Origin of the sequence: Bifidobacterium sp. ESL0800 (genome assembly GCF_029395355.1) — a bacterium.
In the GTDB taxonomy this organism is placed as follows: Bacteria; Actinomycetota; Actinomycetes; order Actinomycetales; family Bifidobacteriaceae; genus Bifidobacterium.
Genome location: NZ_CP113913.1, coordinates 1,014,669 through 1,033,933 on the forward strand (window position 1 = coordinate 1,014,669; position 19,265 = coordinate 1,033,933).

9 protein-coding genes and 1 pseudogene are annotated in these 19,265 nt (G+C 59.1%); 2 read left to right on the forward strand and 8 right to left on the reverse strand.

Going from position 1 to position 19,265, the window contains the following annotated elements; translation table 11 throughout:
• Positions 1-65: 65 nt before the first annotated feature.
• Positions 66-1,262 (reverse strand): alkaline phosphatase family protein, encoded by a 1,197-nt coding sequence (locus OZX75_RS04160; RefSeq protein ID WP_277147181.1) that lies wholly within the window; start codon positions 1,260-1,262, stop codon positions 66-68.
• A gap of 137 nt (positions 1,263-1,399) precedes the next feature.
• On the opposite strand from OZX75_RS04160, the gene OZX75_RS04165 reads away from it, so the two are divergent.
• Entirely contained in the window at positions 1,400-4,144 is a 2,745-nt protein-coding gene (locus OZX75_RS04165; RefSeq protein WP_277147183.1) for a DNA gyrase/topoisomerase IV subunit A, read from the forward strand.
• 131 nt (positions 4,145-4,275) lie between these two features.
• Here the strand turns inward: OZX75_RS04165 and OZX75_RS04170 are convergent, their stop codons facing one another.
• The 7 genes and pseudogenes from OZX75_RS04170 to OZX75_RS04200 all read right to left on the reverse strand — a co-directional run bounded on the left by OZX75_RS04170 (position 4,276) and on the right by OZX75_RS04200 (position 17,826).
• The gene (locus tag OZX75_RS04170; protein WP_277147185.1) at positions 4,276-5,469 is read right to left on the reverse strand and encodes an MFS transporter; all 1,194 of its coding nucleotides are present in this window, start codon (positions 5,467-5,469) and stop codon (positions 4,276-4,278) included.
• A complete protein-coding gene (locus OZX75_RS04175; RefSeq protein ID WP_277147186.1) occupies positions 5,456-5,605 on the reverse strand; it encodes a hypothetical protein in 150 nt (49 codons plus the stop codon). The genes OZX75_RS04170 and OZX75_RS04175 overlap by 14 nt, the downstream gene beginning before the upstream one ends.
• A 760-nt stretch (positions 5,606-6,365) precedes the next feature.
• Positions 6,366-10,931 (reverse strand): annotated as a pseudogene (locus OZX75_RS04180) (DEAD/DEAH box helicase); the annotation flags it as partial.
• Positions 10,932-10,971: 40 nt separating this feature from the next.
• Entirely contained in the window at positions 10,972-12,225 is a 1,254-nt protein-coding gene (locus OZX75_RS04185; protein WP_277147190.1) for an MFS transporter, read from the reverse strand.
• Positions 12,226-12,484: 259 nt separating this feature from the next.
• Positions 12,485-14,956: a DNA gyrase/topoisomerase IV subunit B gene (locus OZX75_RS04190; protein WP_277147192.1), complete on the reverse strand. Its 2,472-nt coding sequence runs from the start codon at positions 14,954-14,956 to the stop codon at positions 12,485-12,487.
• Positions 14,957-15,216: 260 nt separating this feature from the next.
• The gene (locus OZX75_RS04195; RefSeq protein WP_277147194.1) at positions 15,217-16,680 is read right to left on the reverse strand and encodes an RNA polymerase sigma factor; all 1,464 of its coding nucleotides are present in this window, start codon (positions 16,678-16,680) and stop codon (positions 15,217-15,219) included.
• 219 nt (positions 16,681-16,899) lie between these two features.
• Positions 16,900-17,826: a hypothetical protein gene (locus tag OZX75_RS04200; protein ID WP_277147196.1), complete on the reverse strand. Its 927-nt coding sequence runs from the start codon at positions 17,824-17,826 to the stop codon at positions 16,900-16,902.
• Positions 17,827-18,042: 216 nt separating this feature from the next.
• Here OZX75_RS04200 and OZX75_RS04205 point away from each other — a divergent pair, with 216 nt between their 5' ends.
• Positions 18,043-19,215 (forward strand): polyprenyl synthetase family protein, encoded by a 1,173-nt coding sequence (locus OZX75_RS04205; RefSeq protein ID WP_277147198.1) that lies wholly within the window; start codon positions 18,043-18,045, stop codon positions 19,213-19,215.
• Positions 19,216-19,265: the final 50 nt, after the last annotated feature.

Below are 19,265 nucleotides of genomic sequence, written 5' to 3' on the forward strand. Positions count from 1 at the left end.
GTCAGCCTGATCGGATATTCGGCTGGCAGGCATCATCGTCTCACAAAACAGGACATCACCATCAATCAGGCGACATCGATCAGGCACGGAATCTCTCGTTCAAGACGGGTCAGGGATCCGTGAACGCCTTTGAGGCCCATCGACCCTTCGCTTTGCGTACGTGAATCGACAATCGTGACATTGTCTTTGGCACAGACGACCACGTCACCGATCAATGGTCTGATGCGAGTTTCGACGTTGCCATACAAACCGTCTTCAATCGCTTCGTCACGCGTGAATACCCGTGCGCAATCACCCAACTCTTCGCGCCAACGTCTGGCCATGGCATCGACGTCCGCACCCTCTTCGGCATAGAGCATCGTCATACGAGGCTCACCTGCGACCAATGCAACGTCATGTGTCAGTTCATCGCGATTCGCGATGTCGATCTGCTTGTCAAAATCGACTTCCACCATCCCATGATCCGCAACGACGACCATCAGGGTCCCGGGCTTCAATCCTCGTCTCAATGCCTGCAACTGCCCATCAGCATTTTCAAGCGCGGTCGCCCATTGTTCGCTGAACGGACCATAGTGATGACCTGCTTTATCGACATCGTCAAGATAGTAATACGTAATCCCTGGTCTGGCGGCGGCTTTGAGCGCGGCACGCACGCGAAGCTCCTCATGGCGGGAACCTTGATATTCAGGGCCTCGCAAGGCCGCCCGTGTAAGCGCCGAATGAGCGAATTTCGGCAGGCCCACGCTGGTCACACGCACACCTGCCTCAACCAGACGCTCGAAAACCGTAGGCTGGCGCTGCAGGTCCTCCGGATCCGGCGCACCGGCGAAACTGATGAGTTGGCCCACTCCCCCTGTTTGCTCGTTGCGCTGGGTGAAACCGGTCATGCCGGTCATGCCCGGGCAGGTGCCGGTGCCGAAAGCCCCCATGACGATCGGCGTGGTGCTGGGAATGCAGGTGGCGATTGGCGCTGCGTTACGTTCCTGGTGCATCAGACCACGCAGATACGGAGCGTGCCCTGCTCGCATGGCCAGATTCCAGAAGCCCAGGCCATCCACCAAGACGATGACCGCCGAATCGGTTTCAGGAAAGCCCAGCGCTGCCCTCGCACCCTCCGGATCGGGATGGATGGCTGTCGGCATCGCGTGCCCGATGGCGGCGCTCAAAGCGGGGAGAACCGCGGAAATATGACGACTGCTGCCATAAGCATCGATTTGGCGGAATTCCAGCAGTTCGTCCATAGGCTCGACTTCAACACTCATATTCCCATTGAATCACTGCGCGACGAAAACCGGACCCGCAAGGTCTTTGCTTCATCAACAATGCCGGTCCGCCCTCGACGAGGGCAACCGATATGATGAGACGGATTGTTTGTTAACAGATAGAGGTGCTTTTCAGTATGGCTCAACGTCGCAAAACGGCCAAACCATCCTATGACCCGCACACGGTCAAGGAGAACATCGTCGAAACGCCACTCGACGATGAGATGAGCAAATCCTTCCTCGAGTATGCCTACTCGGTGATTTACGCGCGTGCACTGCCTGACGCGCGCGACGGCATGAAGCCGGTGCAGCGACGCATCATCTACCAGATGGGCCAGATGAACCTGACCCCCGACAAACCCTATATGAAGTCGGCTCGCGCCGTCGGCGAGGTGATGGGCAAGCTGCACCCGCACGGCGACTCCTCCATCTACGAGGCCATGGTGCGCCTTGCCCAGCCGTTCGCGATGCGTCTGCCGCTGGTGGACGGACACGGCAATTTCGGCTCGCTTGACGACGGGCCGGCGGCCTCTCGTTACACGGAGGCCAGGCTTGCGCCCGCAGCGCTCGGCATGAACGCGAACATCGACGAGGACACCGTCGACTTCTCCCCCAACTACGACAACAAGCTCAAAGAACCGGACGTGCTGCCGGCAGCCATCCCGAACCTTCTGGTCAACGGCGCTTCCGGCATCGCGGTGGGCATGGCCACCAACATGGCCACCCACAACCTCGGCGAGGTGGTCGCGGCGGCGAAATACCTGATGAAGCATCCCGACGCCACGCTTGAGCAGCTGATGGACTATGTGCCCGGACCGGATTGGCCAGGCGGCGGCATCATCATCGGTCGAGACGGCATCCGCGAAGCCTATGAGAGCGGACGTGGAACGCTCACCACCCGTTCCGCCACACACATCGAAAACGTGACGGCCCGTAAAAAGGCCATCGTCGTCACCGAACTGCCGTTCATGGTCGGCCCCGAACGCGTGCTCGAACGTATCTCGGAAGGTGTGAAGAACCACCACATCGAAGGCGTCTCCGGTGCCATCGACCTGACCGACAGGCACAACGGCACACGCATCGTCATCGAGATCAAAACCGGTTTCGACCCCAACGCCGTGCTGGCACAGCTGTTCAAGTACACGCCGCTGGAAGACAACTTCACCATGAACAACGTGGCGCTCGTCCACGGACGTCCACACACCATGGGCCTCAAAGAGATGCTCGAGGTCTGGGTGGAGCACCGACGCAACGTCATCCACCGCCGCAGCGAATACCGGCTGCGCAAGGCGCAGGAACGACTGCATCTGGTCGAAGGCATGCTGCTGGCGATGGTCGACATCGACGAGGTCATCCAGGTCATCCGCACCTCGGAGAACGCCGACGCCGCCAAGACGCGCTTAATGGCCGTCTTTGACTTGGACGAGATCCAAGCGCAATACATCCTTGACCTGCGGCTGCGCAGGCTCACCAAGATGAGCCGCATCGAACTCGAGGCCGAACAGGATGATCTCAAAAAGCAGATCGAGGGTCTCAATGAGATCCTCGCTTCCGGCGAACGCCTTGACGAGGTCATCGTTTCCGAAATGGACGAGGCCGTCGAGAAATGGGGCGACCCGCGACGCACCGTGCTGTTGGAACGCCACGAGGACGGCAGCCTGACGCCGGTGCGTTCCCTGGCTTCCTCAAGCTCCGCCATCGATGGCGCCAACGCCAACCCGGACTCCTCTGCTCTGGCCGCCATCCGCGTAGAGAATACGGTATCCCAGGCAGCTCAAGATGTCGAAGCCGCAAAGAAGGCCAAGAAGGCCGGCAACGTAGAGGAAGCCACCGCCGCGTTGCGCCTCGACGACGAACCCTGCGCCGTCATGTTAAGCGCCACCGGGCTGATCGCCCGTACCTCGCCGAGCGCCGTCGACCTTTGGCAGACTCGCGAGGCAAACGGCAAACGCGCACACGATGACCAGATCGTTTCGATCTTCGCTTCGACGACGCTTTCCAGCTACGGGCTCATCACTTCCGCGGGACGTTTGGTTCTGGCCCATGTCGCGGACCTGCCGAACCTGCCAGCGAGTGAGAACCTCAGCGTTTCCGGAGGGGTGAACGCCGACGAACTGCTGGGCATGACCACCAGTACCGAGCCGGTTGCCGGCGAGCACGTCGTGGCGGCCATCGCCATCGGCGACGTTTCCGGCAAGACCGAATCCGGGAACACAGATGCCGCAAAGGCATCCGACACCGACGCCGCCACTACCCCGCTGGCGATCGGCACGCGCAACGGCATCGTCAAGCGCTGGAACCGCGAATCGCCCAGTACCATGGATTCCTGGCCCGTCATCGATCTGAAGGACGGGGACGCCGTCGTATTCGCCGCTCCCGCCGCCGACGATGACCGTATCGTCTTCATTTCCTCCGATTCCTCGCTGCTGACTTTCGAGGCCAAGGTGGTGCGTCCGCAAGGCCGTAGCGCAGGCGGTATGAACGGCATCAGACTGGCCGAGGGACAGCATGTCGTCGCCTTCAACGTCGTACCGGCAGGCAAGATCGCCTGGACCTATGACGAGGGCGAGAACGGGCTGTATTCGGCCTCCGGAGCCGTCGTGCTCACCGTTGCCGGCGATGACGCGTCCCTGCCCGGTACCGAGACAGGTGCAGCCAAGGTGACCCCGCTGGAGATGTATCCGACCAAGGGTCGCGGCACCGGTGGTGTCCGCTCGCAGCGCTTCCTCAAAGGCCAGAACACGCTGACCTGCGCCGCCATCGGCACCTATCCCCTCTACGCCAGCACGTCCGGCGGCACCCCCGTCGAGCTGCCAAAGCCTGACATGCGTCGTGACGCCTCGGGAGTGGATCTGCCCGCACCAATCGAGTTCGTGGCATAGAACGAATAGATGATTAAAATGGCCGCAGTCTGTAATTTCCATCTTGACTGCGGCCATTTATTATTTTCTTTAAACCGTTTAACATTGCTATTGCATCGCGCCGATATGCGAAACCGGAAAGCACAAATGCATCATAGCGAGGGCTCCTTCTTTTTGAACAGGACAATCAACAACAGCGCACAAGCCACCAGCGGCAGACAGAAAAGCGGTACCCCGGAAATACCGCGGCACACGTCGATAAGCCATCCGCCGAGCCACGAACCGACCAGCGACGCGACGCCGGAAAACGTGCCGGTCCACCCGTAAGCGCGCGAGAGCATGGAACCCGCCACGCGAATCCTGCCTGTCAGCAGGTCGAGCGTCGGGCTGATCAACAGCTCCGAAAGACTGAAGGCCACGGCGAATGCCACAATCTGCAGCGCACCGCTCGGGGCCAACAACGCGCCGAATGCGATGACAAACGACGCGAATCCCAACAGCAGGATCGTGGTATCCTTCACCTTGCCGAGCGTGTGGACGAGCAAGGGATATTGCAGGATGAGAATGAAGACCGCGTTGCCCATATAGATCGCGTTGGACGCGGTCTGCGTATGGAACCCCGCGTAGGAACCAATTGGCACCACCAACGACCACTGCGCGTAGACGGTCCAATAGACGAACGTCAGTACCAGCAGAATCGGGAAAGCACTGTCTCGGCTGAACAGCTTCTTCCGGCGTTGCTCACGCTCGTCGCGCCCAGCGGATACATCTTCTGGCGAGACCTTGGCCTGCTCATCTTCCGGCGGGCTGAACCTCAGCAATATCATCAGCAGCGCAAGGAGTGCATACAACGCAATCGAAACCAACACCAGACGCCTGAACCCCAGCAACGCGAACAGGCCTGCGCCGATCGCCGGACCCACCAACGCACCGGAATTGACAGCCATCGAGCGCAACGTCACCATCCTGCGCGAGGTGGCCCGGCGCATCAGCTCAGTCTTGACCGCCAGACTGGCGCTGCTGCTTCCCAGCGATGCCGCCGCAGAACACACCAGATACACAAACAGCGTGGCGTTCGTGGCGAAAACCGCCAATCCGCACGCACGCAGGGCGAGGCCAGCGACCGCAACGGGCTTCGCGCCGATTTTCGACATCACCGTTCCGCAGAGCGACGAGCATAACGGGCCGACTCCCGACAGCACTCCGAGGATCAGACCGGCGTCGGCGGCGCTGAAGCCGAGTTTCAGCAGCTGGACGGTCAGCAAGGGATAGAGCATATAGGTCGTCATCCCGGTGACGACGACGGCAATCAGCAACGGATAGCCACGATCCTCACTCGTCATCATTGGCCACCTTGGGTGTGCGGGCAGTCATTTTCTCGGCGGTGACGGCCGAATCGTCGTTACCTGACACACGGGCTTTGGCCGTTGCAAGAGAAAATATAATTTCGAGAGAAAGCGGAATCTTCGACACCACAATCATCTTCCTTAATAGATCACGGTGTCGGTTACGATACACACACCACCAGTTGCATGTACCAGAATAAGACCGATACTATCACCAACCAGACGACTTTTTCATTTCGTCCGTTGAGGTACCGGCCTGTTGCCTTTGACTATCGATACAGTTTCATTCCCTGCGGCGACGGCGTGAAACCAGCGGTGCGTAGCAACTGTGTGTAGTGATTCAGGGCGGTGAAAGGCTCGCCGTTGACATCACGGAAGGTGACGCTGCCACGTCTGTTGCCCGACCGCAGGCCCGATGCATACTGTGAGCGCAAGGTATCGGCCAATTGCGTGATGGCACGCTGCAATTGGAAATCGGTGGCATCGAAACACAGGAGATGATGGCTGGACGGGATGGCGTAGAGTATTGGCTTGCCTTCGATGAAGACGACCATGGAACCGACCAAACGCCGAGGCTGGACCGGCTTTCCACGTTTACGCGCGGATCCAACGGTAGCATTAGCAGACAGAGTATCGTTCAACAAAACCGACGACTTGCTTATATCGCGTTGCCTCTCATCTGCCTGTGAATCTCTTATCGCTTCAGCAGCGTCAACGTCGGCAGATTGAATGGCAACCGAATCGTTCTGTTGATCGGCTTCGACGCTGCTGTTTTCGGCGACATCTGCCGAATCGTCGGACATGTCTAACGACGGCCATGCAACCGCCCCACCGACAAGGCTGGCGGGGTCGGCAGCATCGAGCGCCACCGCGAACGGAGCGTTCTGTACTCGCCACTGGCGCAATTGGTCGATAGTGGTGCGTTCGGCGAACTGGACCGCGGAAAGACCGCGAACGAACATGCCGCGCACCAACGTGCCGGTGGCTTCCATCTGTTTCAAAACCGGATAGATATCCGAAAAACTTAAGTCTCCCGGATCCATATCCATCAACGGCGGGGCAATGATGCCATAACGGTCGAGCAACGTCTCGACTTGCGCGATGGCACGCTGCTCCGGCTTTACGTCTTGAGATTGCGGCACAGCCGACCATAATCCCGCCAACGTCCCCGGCAATTGCGGACGTCGCTCGACCCGCGCACGGCCGTATAGCCGATGACGGCTGAGCGACGCTCTTGCATACGAATGACGCGAAGCTTGAGAGCCGCTGCCATTTTGCAGCAATGCGCGAACCGAAGCGAACGACGAATTGGTGACCTGCCCTCGCCACACCAACGACCACACTGCACGTTCGAAACCGGAGTCACCAGCAGATGACATTCGTATTTCTCCGGTCAAAGGGTCCACAACCTCCTGAGGTTGGTCACCGTCATGAAGTCGCCATTGCGCTTCCAGCTGTTCCGCACGATAGGAACCGCCAAGTCCCAATGCAGCCATGATGCCGTTATCGGCCGAATTTTTATGATCATCACCATCGTTACTGACATTGCTCAGCAAGGGAGAACCAGTAAGATAGAACGCGATTTTGCCAGGCTTTGTGGCTGACTCAGGACTAGCGGATGAGCTTTCATCCTTGGAACCCATCCAAATGACCTCGCCGACCGAAAGAAGCTCGTCCAGCATTGACGGGCTGAAGTCCGGCACTCTAGCTGGGAACACCGACGATTCCCACATCGCCGCAGGCAACGGCATGCCTTCCAGTTGTTCGATGACGCGCAACAGGCCGTCCGCTCCGGCAAACCGCGGCCAGACAACTTGAGAGTCCGGCCGAATATCTTCTGCTTCATCGTCAATTCCATCTTGGTCAACGACAGTCTGATAATCATCCGGCATATGTTCGAAAGCGGAACCGTCGGCTTTTGCACCAATCCCCTGCCTCACCAGCAGCCACGATTGATAGATTTCAGCGCTTACAGGTTTGAGAGACTTGCGCGTCAATGTCTGCGAGCGCGAGCGGATGCGACGGAAGACTTCGCGGTGCAGATATTGCGGACTCGGCATACCGTTGACGAATGTTCCGACCATCAGCACACCACGAGCTTTGAGATCATCGAGCTCATGAACCGCCGTGGCCGCGTCCAAGCCGAGTTCTTTGACGACCTGATCGGCGCTGAACGGCCCATGCGTTTTGGCGAAACGCACCATTCGGCCTGCCACGTCATCAGGCTCGAGTTCGTTCCAGAACTGCCGATGGCTCAGTTCCTCTTCGACCTGTGCGATAGCCTTCGGATCGAGCGCATCGGCGATATGGCCGCTTCCGAGCAACTCCTCCAAGACATCCGGATCCATCGCAAGAAGCGAAGCACGGCGTTCGGCCTGGGGTGAATCGTATTCGTACATCACCGATCCTACAAAACCGAAGAGCAGGTTTTGCGCGAACGGCGACGGGCTTTGCGTTTCAACGTCATGGATTTCGATCTTGCCGTCATCGATATCGGTCATCAGCCGCTTCAATGCGGGCAAATCGTAGACGTCCTGCAGGCATTCGCGGACGGTTTCCAAAATCAACGGGAAATTATGCTGTGTCTTCGCCGCGGCCAAGAGCTCCGAGGCGCGCAGACGCTGTTGCCACAGCGGTACACGTTTGCCGGGGTTCATCCTCGGCATATAGAGCGAACGAGCGGCGCATTCGCGGAACCGAGTGGCGAAGAGCACCGAGTCGCCGATCTCCTCCTCCACGTCTCGCAGCAACTCGTCGGCGTCGAACTGGAAGAGCTCTACGGCTCCCACATGGCTGTCCTGCTCGGGCAGACGCACCACGATGCCGTCGTCGGTGGCGTAGGTCTGTCCGTCGAAGCCGTATTTGCGCTTGAGCCGGTTGGTAATGGCGAGCGCCCATGGTTCGTGCACACGACGACCGAACGGCGAATGCAGGATGACGCGCCAGTCGCCTTCCTCGTCCTGGCACCGTTCGATGACCAGGGTTTTGTCGGTCGGCAATGCGCCGGTAGCAGCCTTCTGTTCGGCCAATAAGCGTGCAAGGTTGGCTCTGCCGTTATCGTCCAAACCATTGTCGCGCAGGCGTTGCTCGGTGGCGGCATCGAAATGAGGCTCGGCGTTGTCATTATCAGATTGCGATGATTGCAAAGGCGAAACTGAAACTGAGGCCGATGCCGATATCAGACCGTTGCCGATCTCGCGGACGAACGCGCCCAGCAACGCCCCGAATCCCGCGTCGCGGCCAGGCCCTTCCCCGTGCCAGAACGGCAGCCGCGCGGTTCGTCCGGGAGCCGGGGTGACCACCACGCGGTCGTTGGTGATCTCGTCAATTTGCCAGGTGGAGGTGCCGAGTGTGATGACGTCGCCCACGCGGGATTCGTAGACCATCTCCTCGTCCAGCTCCCCCACTTTCTTGCGCCCCGAACCGGCATCGGCCTCAGGCAGGACGACAGTGTAGGTGCCGCGGTCGGGAATGGTGCCGCCGCTGGTGACGGCAAGACGCTGAGCTCCGGGACGAGCGGAGATAATGCCTTGTTCGGCATTGAGTTGCAGCGGAGGTCTGAAAGCCGAGAACTCCTCGGAGTTGTAGGCACCGGTCAGCATACCGACAACCGCATCGAACATGTCGCGTGAAAGCGTGGCGAACGGGGCGCTTCGACGGACAGCCGCATACCAATCGTTGGTTTTCAGATCGTCCATCGCCGCCGCGGCAACTGTCTGCTGCGCCAAAATGTCAAGAGGGTTATGGCGTACAGCCAATGGCTCGATTTCACTGCGTCTCATGCTTTCCACGGTGGCCATGGAGGTGATCAACTCCTGCCGGGTCAACGGGTAGAACAGCGCGTGGGAGACGCCGCCGACACGGTGGTCCGCCCTACCGACGCGTTGCAGGCCCGATGAGACGGACAGCGGCGGCGCTACCTGAATGACCATGTCGACCGAACCCATATCGATGCCGAGCTCGAGACTGTTGGTGGCGACCACGCAACGCAGACGGCCATGTTTCAGGTCGTCCTCGATGATCTTGCGCCGTTCCTTGGAAACGGAACCGTGATGCGCCATGGCGATGGCCTCGGACTTTGAATGCGAGCCAACCAATGCACTGGAGGAACCGACGACGGAATCGTAATGTTTGCCGTCGCCGTAGGAACGATTATCGACTTCTACCCCACATTCAGTTTCGGCGTATAGGTCGTTGATACGTGCAGTCAATCGTTCAGCCAGTCCGCGCGAGTTGACGAACACCAACGTGCTGTGATGCTTAAGAATCTCGTCCAAAATGCTGCGCTCGACGGCCGGCCAGATGGAGTGCGAAGCAGAGGCAGTCGGCGAGGAATAATCGCCTTGCTTGGCCAGGGAATTCGAATGATTCGAGGCATCGTCACTATTCCCGTTCCGGCCTGCGCAGTCTTCCTGAGTTTCTGCCAACGCACGCATGGCGGGTGTGACGCCGCTAATACGACGAGAACCGCCATCGCTATGAATTGCAGATCCTACACCCGGCTTTGCGGATTTTCCACCGACGCCTCCAACATGGAACCCGCCCTCATCATCGCAGGCGGTGCCCAGCGCCCCCATATCCGCGACGGGTTCGACGATGTTCAAATCCATATGCACAGGGTCGGCGGCATCGACAATCGTGACAGGCTGGTCTCCGCCCAAGAAAAACGCAGCTTCCTTCGCCGGGTTCACCGTCGCCGAAAGCCCGATTCTTTGCGCTTTCCGGCCTGTCAGCAGGTCAAGCCGTTCCAGGCTCAACGCCAGATGCGCCCCACGTTTGGTGGCCGCAAGCGCGTGCACCTCGTCGACAATGACGGTCTCGACGCTTTTCAGGATGCGCCGGGCCTTCGAGGTCAGAAGCAGATACAGCGACTCGGGAGTGGTGATCAGGATATCCGGCGGATGCGCGGCGATGCGGCGGCGCTCCTTGGCCGTGGTGTCCCCCGAACGGATGGCCACGTCGATGTCAGGCGGGTCGATACCGTCAGCGACGCATTGCGCGGCGATGCCCTCCAACGGCACCCGCAGGTTGCGCTCAACGTCGGCTCCCAGAGCCTTCAACGGCGAGATATACAGGACTTTGACACCAGGCTTCGTCGCGCCTTCAATCTTTCCCTCACGACCCGGCCTGCCTGTTTTGGCCTTAGCCGTCGGTTTGCCAGACTTGTCAGACTTATCGGAACAATCCGATGATTCCTCTCTTTTGCCCGGCTTATCCGATTTGTCCGCCTTGGACCTGGCGGCAGGTTCTGCGTGCTGAACGAATTGCCTGCCAATCAGCCCGTCTATGGCGGACAGGAAAGCCGCCAACGTTTTGCCGGAACCGGTAGGCGCGACGACCAGGACATGTTCACCGCTTTTGACATGCGGCCAAGCCTCTTGCTGGGCGTTCGTGGGCGCAGCAAACGCACGCCTGAACCACTCCCGCGTAGGAGGCGAAAACAGGTCCAAGCATTCGTACATATGTTCGATTATCGCAATGCCTCAGGACGTCGCAGCCGAGTCATGAAATCTTGACAGGCACCTTACGCCGCAGCATTTCGTGCATCAGCACCATGAGCACGAGCAGGACCAGCATGTACCACGGGTACAGCGCTATCGAGATGTGCTGGGCGACCAGACCGAACACGGGAGGCATCACCAGCGACCCCGCATAGGCGCAAGCCATCTGCACCCCTATGATCGCCTGAGAGCGCTCTGCACCAAAAAACGAGGGGGTGGAGTGGATGACGCACGGATAGATCGGCGCACAACCCAGGCCGACCAATACCAGACCCGCGACGGTGGCGACATGGCCCGGCAGCGGCAGCAACATGATCATCAGCCCCAGCCCAAGAACCACCTGCCCGATGCGAATCATGGTGGGGTCGTCAAATTTCATGGTCATGAATCCGCTCAACGCACGTCCTGCGGTGATGCCGAGATAGAAGAGGCTTGCCAGAGATGCAGCGGTGACTTTGCCGATGCCGTCGTGGCCGACCATGTAGCTTGAAGCCCATAGGCCTGCGGTGGTCTCGATGGCGCAATAGCAGAAGAACATTACGAGGATCTCTTTGGCGCCTCGGATGGCCAGCACCCCACGCACACCCAACGGTTTGACAGGCTTGGATTCCGTCGCGGACTTGGTCTCGGTTTCTGCAACAGCTTCGACATCGTCAACAGGAGCCTTGTCTTCACCTTGATCCGAGCCGACCGCCGTCGGAACGTCGTTGCGGTTCTTCCACAAGGGCAGAGAGAATACGATGATCACCGTCAGCACGATCTGAATGATGGAAATGTATCGATACCCCCAAGGCCAACCTTGCCCGTTGGAAAGCGCGAATCCCATGATGTAAGGGCCTACCGAGGCACCGATGCCCCACATGCAGTGTAGCCAGCTCATGTGCCGACTGGCGTAGTGAATGGCCACGTAGTTATTGAGGGCAGCATCCACGCCGCCGGCTCCCAGACCGTAGGGAATCGCGATCAGGGCCAGCACCCAGTAATTGGGCGCTACCGAGAATCCGAACAGCGCCACTGCGGTGAGCCCTACCGAGACGGCGGTCAGCCTGCCGGTGCCGAAACGCAATGTCATCCGGTCGGAGAGCAACGCCGAGACGATGGTGCCGGCCGAGATGATCATCGAGATGCCGCCGACCCAGGAAAGCGGCACACCCATCTGCGGGCGCATGCTCGGCCAGGCTGCGCCGAGCAGAGAGTCGGGCAGACCCAGCGAAATGAACGCCAGATAGATGACGGCCAGCAACAGATTGGTCACGAGAGCTCCTTCGGGCCATGACACCGGTTTCAAAATTGTCGGTTCCGACAACCGAATGAAAGACAACGTTTTCATTTTCTCATACCGGTGGGGACGAAAAAACCGAAACAAAACACCTTCGTCTCATGATACGAGACTTCGTATCTCCACAAGACGAACGTAGAAATAAAGACTCTCGCGACCAAGCCCGGTTACTATATAGAGCTTTGCCCATATCGCAATAATTGAGATATGGGCAAAGCTATTATCGCATTCGTTATCAGGTGTCGATCTTGGTGCGGTCGAAATCGTCGGCGTTGTCGACGATGAACTGGCGGCGCGGCGGCACCTCGTCGCCCATCAGCAACGTGAAGATGGCACTGGCGTCCTCGGCCTCCTCCATCGAGATCCGGCGCAGCATCCGGCTGCGCGGGTCCATGGTGGTGTCGGCCAACTGGTCGGCGTCCATCTCGCCCAGGCCCTTGTAGCGCTGCACGTCGGGGTTGTAGGTGATGCCCTGACGATCGAGCTCGACGAGCTTGCCGGCCAGTTCGTCGTCGGAGTAGGTGTAGATGAACTCGCCCTTATGCTTGCCCGTCAGAGCGATGCGGTGCAGCGGCGGGACGGCGGCGTAGACATGGCCGTGGGTAATCAGCGGTCGCATGAACCTATAGAAGAGCGTCAGCAGCAGGATGCGAATATGGGCGCCGTCGACATCGGCATCGGTCATCATGATGACCTTGTCGTAACGGGTCTGGGTGACGTCGAAGTTGGCGCCGCTCCCCGCACCGATGACCTGGATGATTGCCGAGCATTCCTTGTTGGCGAGGATCTGGGTCATGCTGGCCTTCTGCACGTTCAGGATCTTGCCGCGGATCGGCAGCAGCGCTTGGAAGCCGGAGTTGCGTGCCGCCTTGGCCGTTCCCAGAGCGGAATCGCCCTCGACGATGAACAGTTCGGCCACATCGTCGTTGCCTGGCTGGCAGTCGGAAAGCTTGGCTGGCATGGAGGCGGATTCGAGCGCGTTCTTACGGCGGGTGACCTCCTTGGTCTTGCGCGCCTGGACGCGGGCGTGCATCTCGCCGACGATCTTTTCCAAGACCCGTCCGGACTGCTCCTTGAAGCCGCGGCGCGACCCGTTGATCATCTCGCCGAACTGCTTGTCGGTCATTCTGGCGACGATTGGACGCACCGGGGCCGTACCGAGCACGTCCTTGGTCTGGCCTTGGAACTGCGGTTCGGCGATGCGCACAGTGACCACGGCGACGAGGCCGGCGAGGATATCGTCACGCTCGACCTTGTTTTTCGAGTCCTTGAGATTGACCTTGAGCTTGCGGGCGTTGGCCTCGACGGCCTTGCGCACCTGTTTGGTGATCGATTGCAGGAACCCATCGACGTGCATGCCGCCGCCCGGTGTCTCGACCACGTTGACGAAGCTGCGGATGGTGGTGTCGTAACCGTTGACCCAGCGCAACGCGATATTGACCGAGCAATCACGCTTGATCTTCTCGGCGTGCAGATCACTGTTGGCATCCACCGCCTGCGTCTCTTCGGTGTAGTCGGCGTCACCGGAGATACTCCAGACGGTCGAAACCGGTTCGCCTTTCGAAAGAAAGTCGACGAAATCCTTGACGCCGCCCGTATGCAGGAACTCTTCGACGCGCTTATGCGCATGCGCAGGCTGACCGTCGGTTTCGACGTTCAGAGAGGCGTTGCCGTCATCCTGAGACTCGTCTGTTTTCAATTGCGTATCATCGGCCGACATCCGAGCTGCGGAATCGGCTTGCCCGGCATTGTCCGCTTCAGGTTCCCCGGCGCTGCCGGATGTCGATTCCCCATCCGCCGCCATATCACTCTGGCCATCTTCGCCCTGCCGAGTCTTCGACGCAGGATCACCTTCGTTGCCGTCGAATGCCGCCGCCAACGTGGGCGTCTGCCCAGCGCTTGCAGCATCCGAATCCGTATCCGAATCGGCGCGTATACTCCCGGATTCTTGGGGTCCGTCCACCTCGAACATGTCGTCTACGGCAGCATCGCCGGTTTCCGGGATGTTTTCGTCGATGACGACTATTTTCAGGCCCGGTACCAAAAAGCTGGTCTGGCGGACACGGTCGATGAGCTGCTCGTAGCTGAAATGCGCGGTGTCGTTGAAGATCTCCGGATCGGCCCAGTAACGGATACGGGTACCGGTGGTTTTAGGCGTTACCTTGCCGATGACTTCAAGCTCGGTCGGTTTGTTCTTTCGGGTCTTCTTGAACTTGTTGTCGGGCGAGCGGTGCTCGGTGTCCGGATCGTCGTAGACACCCGGATGGCCTTGATGGAACGCCATATGGTAGGTCTTGCCGTTGCGGTCGACCTCAACGTCGAGTCGCGAGCTCAGCGCGTTGACCACCGAGGAGCCGACACCGTGCAGCCCGCCGGAAGCTCCGTAGGAGGAATTGCCGAATTTCGCGCCGGCGTGCAGCTTGGTCAGCACGACCTCGACACCGGTGAGCTTGGTCTTCTTCTCCACGTCCACGGGAATGCCGCGGCCGTTGTCGGCCACTTCGATGGAACCATCGGTATGCAGCGTGACCACGATTTTGTTGCAGGCACCGGCGAGCGCCTCGTCGACGGAATTATCGATGATCTCCCACAGGCAGTGCATGAGCCCCTGGCTGTCGGTGGTGCCGATATACATGCCCGGGCGCTTGCGCACGGCGTCGAGCCCCTCCAGTACGGACAGGTCCTTGGCACTGTATTCCTCAACCATTCGCTTTCATACCTACCTTAACAAAAGAAATTCGGTGTTGAGCCACGAATTATCACCATACCCAACAGCCTCGCCAAAGCCATTCTGCATTACAGAGTAGTTGGTCGGCGTCTACCGACGAAGGCTTTCAACGTCTCGTCCAAGCTCAATATCGAAACGAATCCGAGCATCGAACACTACCGGACAATCAGATTTCCTCTCACGGATCCATCAGATAGACAAAACCCGCCGCACAAAAGCGGCGGGCCTCGAAAGCATGATCACTGGTCCAGGAAGTCGCGCAACGTCTGCGAACGTGACGGGTGACGCAGCTTCGACATGGTCTTGGACTCGATCTGACGGATGCGTTCACGGGTGACCCCATAGACACGGCCGATGTCGTCCAGCGTCTTGGGCTGGCCGTCTTCAAGACCATAACGCATCTTGATGACCCCTGCCTCACGGGGCGAAAGCGTCTCCAGCACCTGCTTGAACTGCTCCTGCAGCAGGGAGAACGCAACGGCTTCGCTCGGCGCGATCGCGTCGGTGTCCTCGATCAGGTCGCCGAACTCGGAATCGCCGTCCTCGCCTAACGGGGTGTGCAGCGAAATCGGCTCACGGCCGTACTTCTGCACTTCCTGCACCTTTTCGACCGGCATGTCAAGCTCGCGGGCCAGCTCGTCAGGCGTGGGCTCGCGGCCCAGATCCTGCAGCATCTGGCGCTGGACACGGGAAAGTTTGTTGATGACCTCTACCATGTGCACGGGCACACGAATCGTACGGGCCTGGTCGGCCATGGCGCGCGTGATGGCCTGACGAATCCACCAAGTGGCGTACGTGGAGAACTTGAAGCCCTTCTTCCAGTCGAACTTCTCGACCGCGCGAATCAGGCCCAGATTGCCTTCCTGAATCAGATCGAGGAAGAGCATGCCGCGGCCGGTATATCGTTTGGCCAGCGAGACGACGAGACGAAGGTTGGCCTCAAGCAGGTGGTCCTTGGCTTTCTTGCCGTCGTTCGCAGCCCATTTAAGCTCACGCTTGCGCTTGAAATCCATGCCTTCGGACTGGGTTTCAAGCAGATGCTGGGCGTAGAGCCCGGCCTCGATACGCTCGGAAAGGTCGACTTCCTGCTCGGCGTTCAGAAGGCTGACACGGCCGATCTGCTTCAAGTAATCCTTGACGGGATCGGCGGTGGCGCCGGCCGCGACCACACGGCGCTTCGGATTGCCTGAGGGGGTCAGATTGTCATCGTCGTCATCAGTGTTGCTGACCACGAACGCGCCCTTGGCCTTCGGCAGTGCAGCTGCCTTGCGATGGGAAGCGGCGCTGTCGTCGTCCTCGTCCTCATCGTCATCCTCGGGCTCGGAATCCCCGTCCTCGTCGTCTTCATCCGGCAAGGCAGAGGAGTCATCGCTCAAATCGTCGAAATCCTCATCCTGGTCGACTTCCTCAACATCGTCGACATCTTCAAGATCGGCATCCTGAAGTTCGTCATCGTTTGCAATATCCTCGGAATCCTCTTTGATGTCAATGGCATCATGATTTTTCGCGGGATTATTGCCGTCCTTCTTTGTCTTTTTGGACGACTTTTTTACAGCAGTGGTTTTCTTGGCTTTCTTCGTCTTGGCCGTCGCCTTACGCGTAGTCGTTGAAGAAGACGAACGGGTGGCCTTCGACTTACGAGTGACTTTGCTGTCCTCGCTTTGCTCAGCCTCTACGGTTGTTGCCTGTTCCTTCTTGGCCAAACGTACCCTCCTCAAGTGAACAATCATTATTCCCACGCCCATCAGACGGCGCGAATCCACCACATTAGAAAAACCAGTGACTATAAAAGTCAACCATCAAACAAGGACGATTATTCCCATTGATCATGATTGGCTTCGTCAAAAATTGCGAAAATGCCCATCCGCCTTTGTTCTGTTTCCGTTTTCCGCTCCACAACGCCGAAGAGCGCCTTCGCAGGTTTACACCCGCCAGGCCGGACGCAAACCCTGATCGAGCGCCGAGCAGATGATCCTCGCCAGCGTGCATTGCCCGTCCAAGCGAAGCGCCTGACGGGCATAGTCGAGCGCATCATCGCTACCCACCCACCATGACCCGTATGCAGCGACGGTCAGCGGCTGTACCTCGAAACGTCCGCAGACCAAGGTCGACATATCGACGAGCATGTCGATTCCGCACGCGCAACGTTGAAGATCTGGAGAGGCTTCGGCGTCATTGAAGGCGGCGTCCAACAAGCGATAGAGGCGGATGACATTGGCCGGGTCGTGGGGTTCGGCCGCCAAGTCGAGCATCGCCTTGACCCCGATCTCCGTGCTCGTCGCGCCCACCAACGACATGATCAGGGCATCACGCGCGGAAAGCATATCCGCCATGGCCACGCAAATCGCCAAAGCATTGCTTGGTGACATGCTGTGCACGTGATTGCACAGGTTCTCGTTCCATTCACAGAACGGGGCATCGAGCCAGTCGCGGTTCGCCTTGGCGATTCCTTTCTCCATCTTGCACTGCTGCAACCGTCTCGCCAAAGCTTCCAGCCGCTCGTCTTGAGGTTCTTGTTCGAAGTCCTCGCATGCGAACGCGGCATCCTGCGCTATCGCGGCGTCAATGATACGTTCGTCTACGGAGTCCAGATCGACCGGCCTGTCGAACCGGTCACAGCAGCGATGCCTCGTCTGGTTCCCGCTGGCGCCCGACGCGCAAGCGGGAACCGACATCGCCGGCATCGAGTGTTTCCGGGCCTTCGCCCCTCGTCTTGTGCCGCCGGCAGAGCCTATTCCCGGCTTCCCGCGACCATCCGCAGCGTGTTGCGGCCGTGTGTACGCAGGCTTCGGCTCGAGATGTCTTGGTGACGTCTTGCCTCCGGCCTTGGCTGATGTGTTCTTTGCCATGATTGCTCCTTTTTATTATCATTCCGTCTTCATCGGCATAGCCGTCAAACGCGGAAACACATCCTGTCTGATTCACTATGGCACACTTCGGCTGTTTTCCGTGCCGATTTCGGCTACTGTGGTCGAACGCTCATAAACGTTGGAAATCCGCCGTTTCTCAAGCTCATACAGCGATGTGAATAACCAAGTAGGCTGATGTGGATAATCTTGGAACCTATGGAAGCTTGTGTGGACAACCGTGTCATCGACCGACGTATCGCCGAACTGTGCCAGGAATGGATGCACGACGATGACCACAATGTCGTGGCCGCGAATCTGCAACCGACCCTGCAGGCGGTCTTCGACGAGGGCTTGGGCGCCAACCGCGGTGGCAAACGGCTCCGCGCGCTCCTTGCCTTGTCGGCATTTCGCAGCTATAGAACCGGTGACGAATCAGCGAAGAAATCCGTTGCGACTCATCAACCAGAGACGCCAACAGACAATACAAATCTTGCCGGCATGCATACCAGCAAGGATGCTGATAACGTACCATCGGCCATGCTCGATCTGGCCTGCGCCATCGAAATCTACCAGACCAGCGCCTTGATCCACGACGACATCATCGACGACTCACCGCAGCGTCGCGGCCGCGCCAGCGCCCACGTCGCGTTGGCCCGCAACGACGCACCCGACAATTTCGGGACCGGGCTGGCCCTGATGCTGGGCAATATGCTCGCCACGGCCTCGCTCGACATCGCGTCGAACGCTCTGGAAAACCCCGAATTGCAGCACGCCAACGCGAACCTGCACACCTTCCTTGCGATGCAGAGGGCAGTGGAAATCGGCCAGACCTTGGATCTGGGAGCCGAAACGATCAGCCTTGAGCACCCGCATGAACTGATCGAGGCCTCGCTCAACGTCTTCGCGTGGAAAACGGCGAGCTACACCACCATCGCCCCTCTTGAGCTTGGGCTTTGCGCAGCCGGCATGGCTCCGGTTGCCGCCCATCAAGTCGCACGCGAAATCGGTCTGCCTTTGGGCGTGGCGTTCCAGCTGGCCGATGACCTGCTCGATGTCATCGGGTCGTCGCAATCCACCGGCAAACCGGTCGGCGGCGATATCCGTGAAGGCAAACACACCGTTCTGCTCGCAGACGCCCTGCAATCGGCCAATGAAACGGATCGGGCCATGCTGATCAACGCTTACCGGCAGCCCGGCCGAAGCGATGCCGACGTAACGCATGTGCTCAGTCTCTTCGCCTCAAACGGAGCCATTGACATCTCACGCAAACGCATCCACAAGTTATGGCAGCAAACGCAAAATGCCATCGGCAAAACCCATATATCCCCAGCCGGCCGAGCGACGCTGACGGCTTCCTGCGCACGTTTCATCGACGACGAACTGAGGTGACCGGTCTCAGGCCCGTCGCGTACCGAATCCTTGACGTACCTTGTGGCATG

Coding starts and splice junctions, on each gene's coding strand:
- OZX75_RS04160 (WP_277147181.1), bottom strand. CDS start 1,262: ATGAGTGTTGAAGTCGAGCCTATGGACGAACTGCTGGAATTCCGCCAA.
- OZX75_RS04165 (WP_277147183.1), top strand. CDS start 1,400: ATGGCTCAACGTCGCAAAACGGCCAAACCATCCTATGACCCGCACACG.
- OZX75_RS04170 (WP_277147185.1), bottom strand. CDS start 5,469: ATGATGACGAGTGAGGATCGTGGCTATCCGTTGCTGATTGCCGTCGTC.
- OZX75_RS04175 (WP_277147186.1), bottom strand. CDS start 5,605: ATGATTGTGGTGTCGAAGATTCCGCTTTCTCTCGAAATTATATTTTCT.
- OZX75_RS04190 (WP_277147192.1), bottom strand. CDS start 14,956: ATGGTTGAGGAATACAGTGCCAAGGACCTGTCCGTACTGGAGGGGCTC.
- OZX75_RS04200 (WP_277147196.1), bottom strand. CDS start 17,826: ATGGCAAAGAACACATCAGCCAAGGCCGGAGGCAAGACGTCACCAAGA.
- OZX75_RS04205 (WP_277147198.1), top strand. CDS start 18,043: ATGGAAGCTTGTGTGGACAACCGTGTCATCGACCGACGTATCGCCGAA.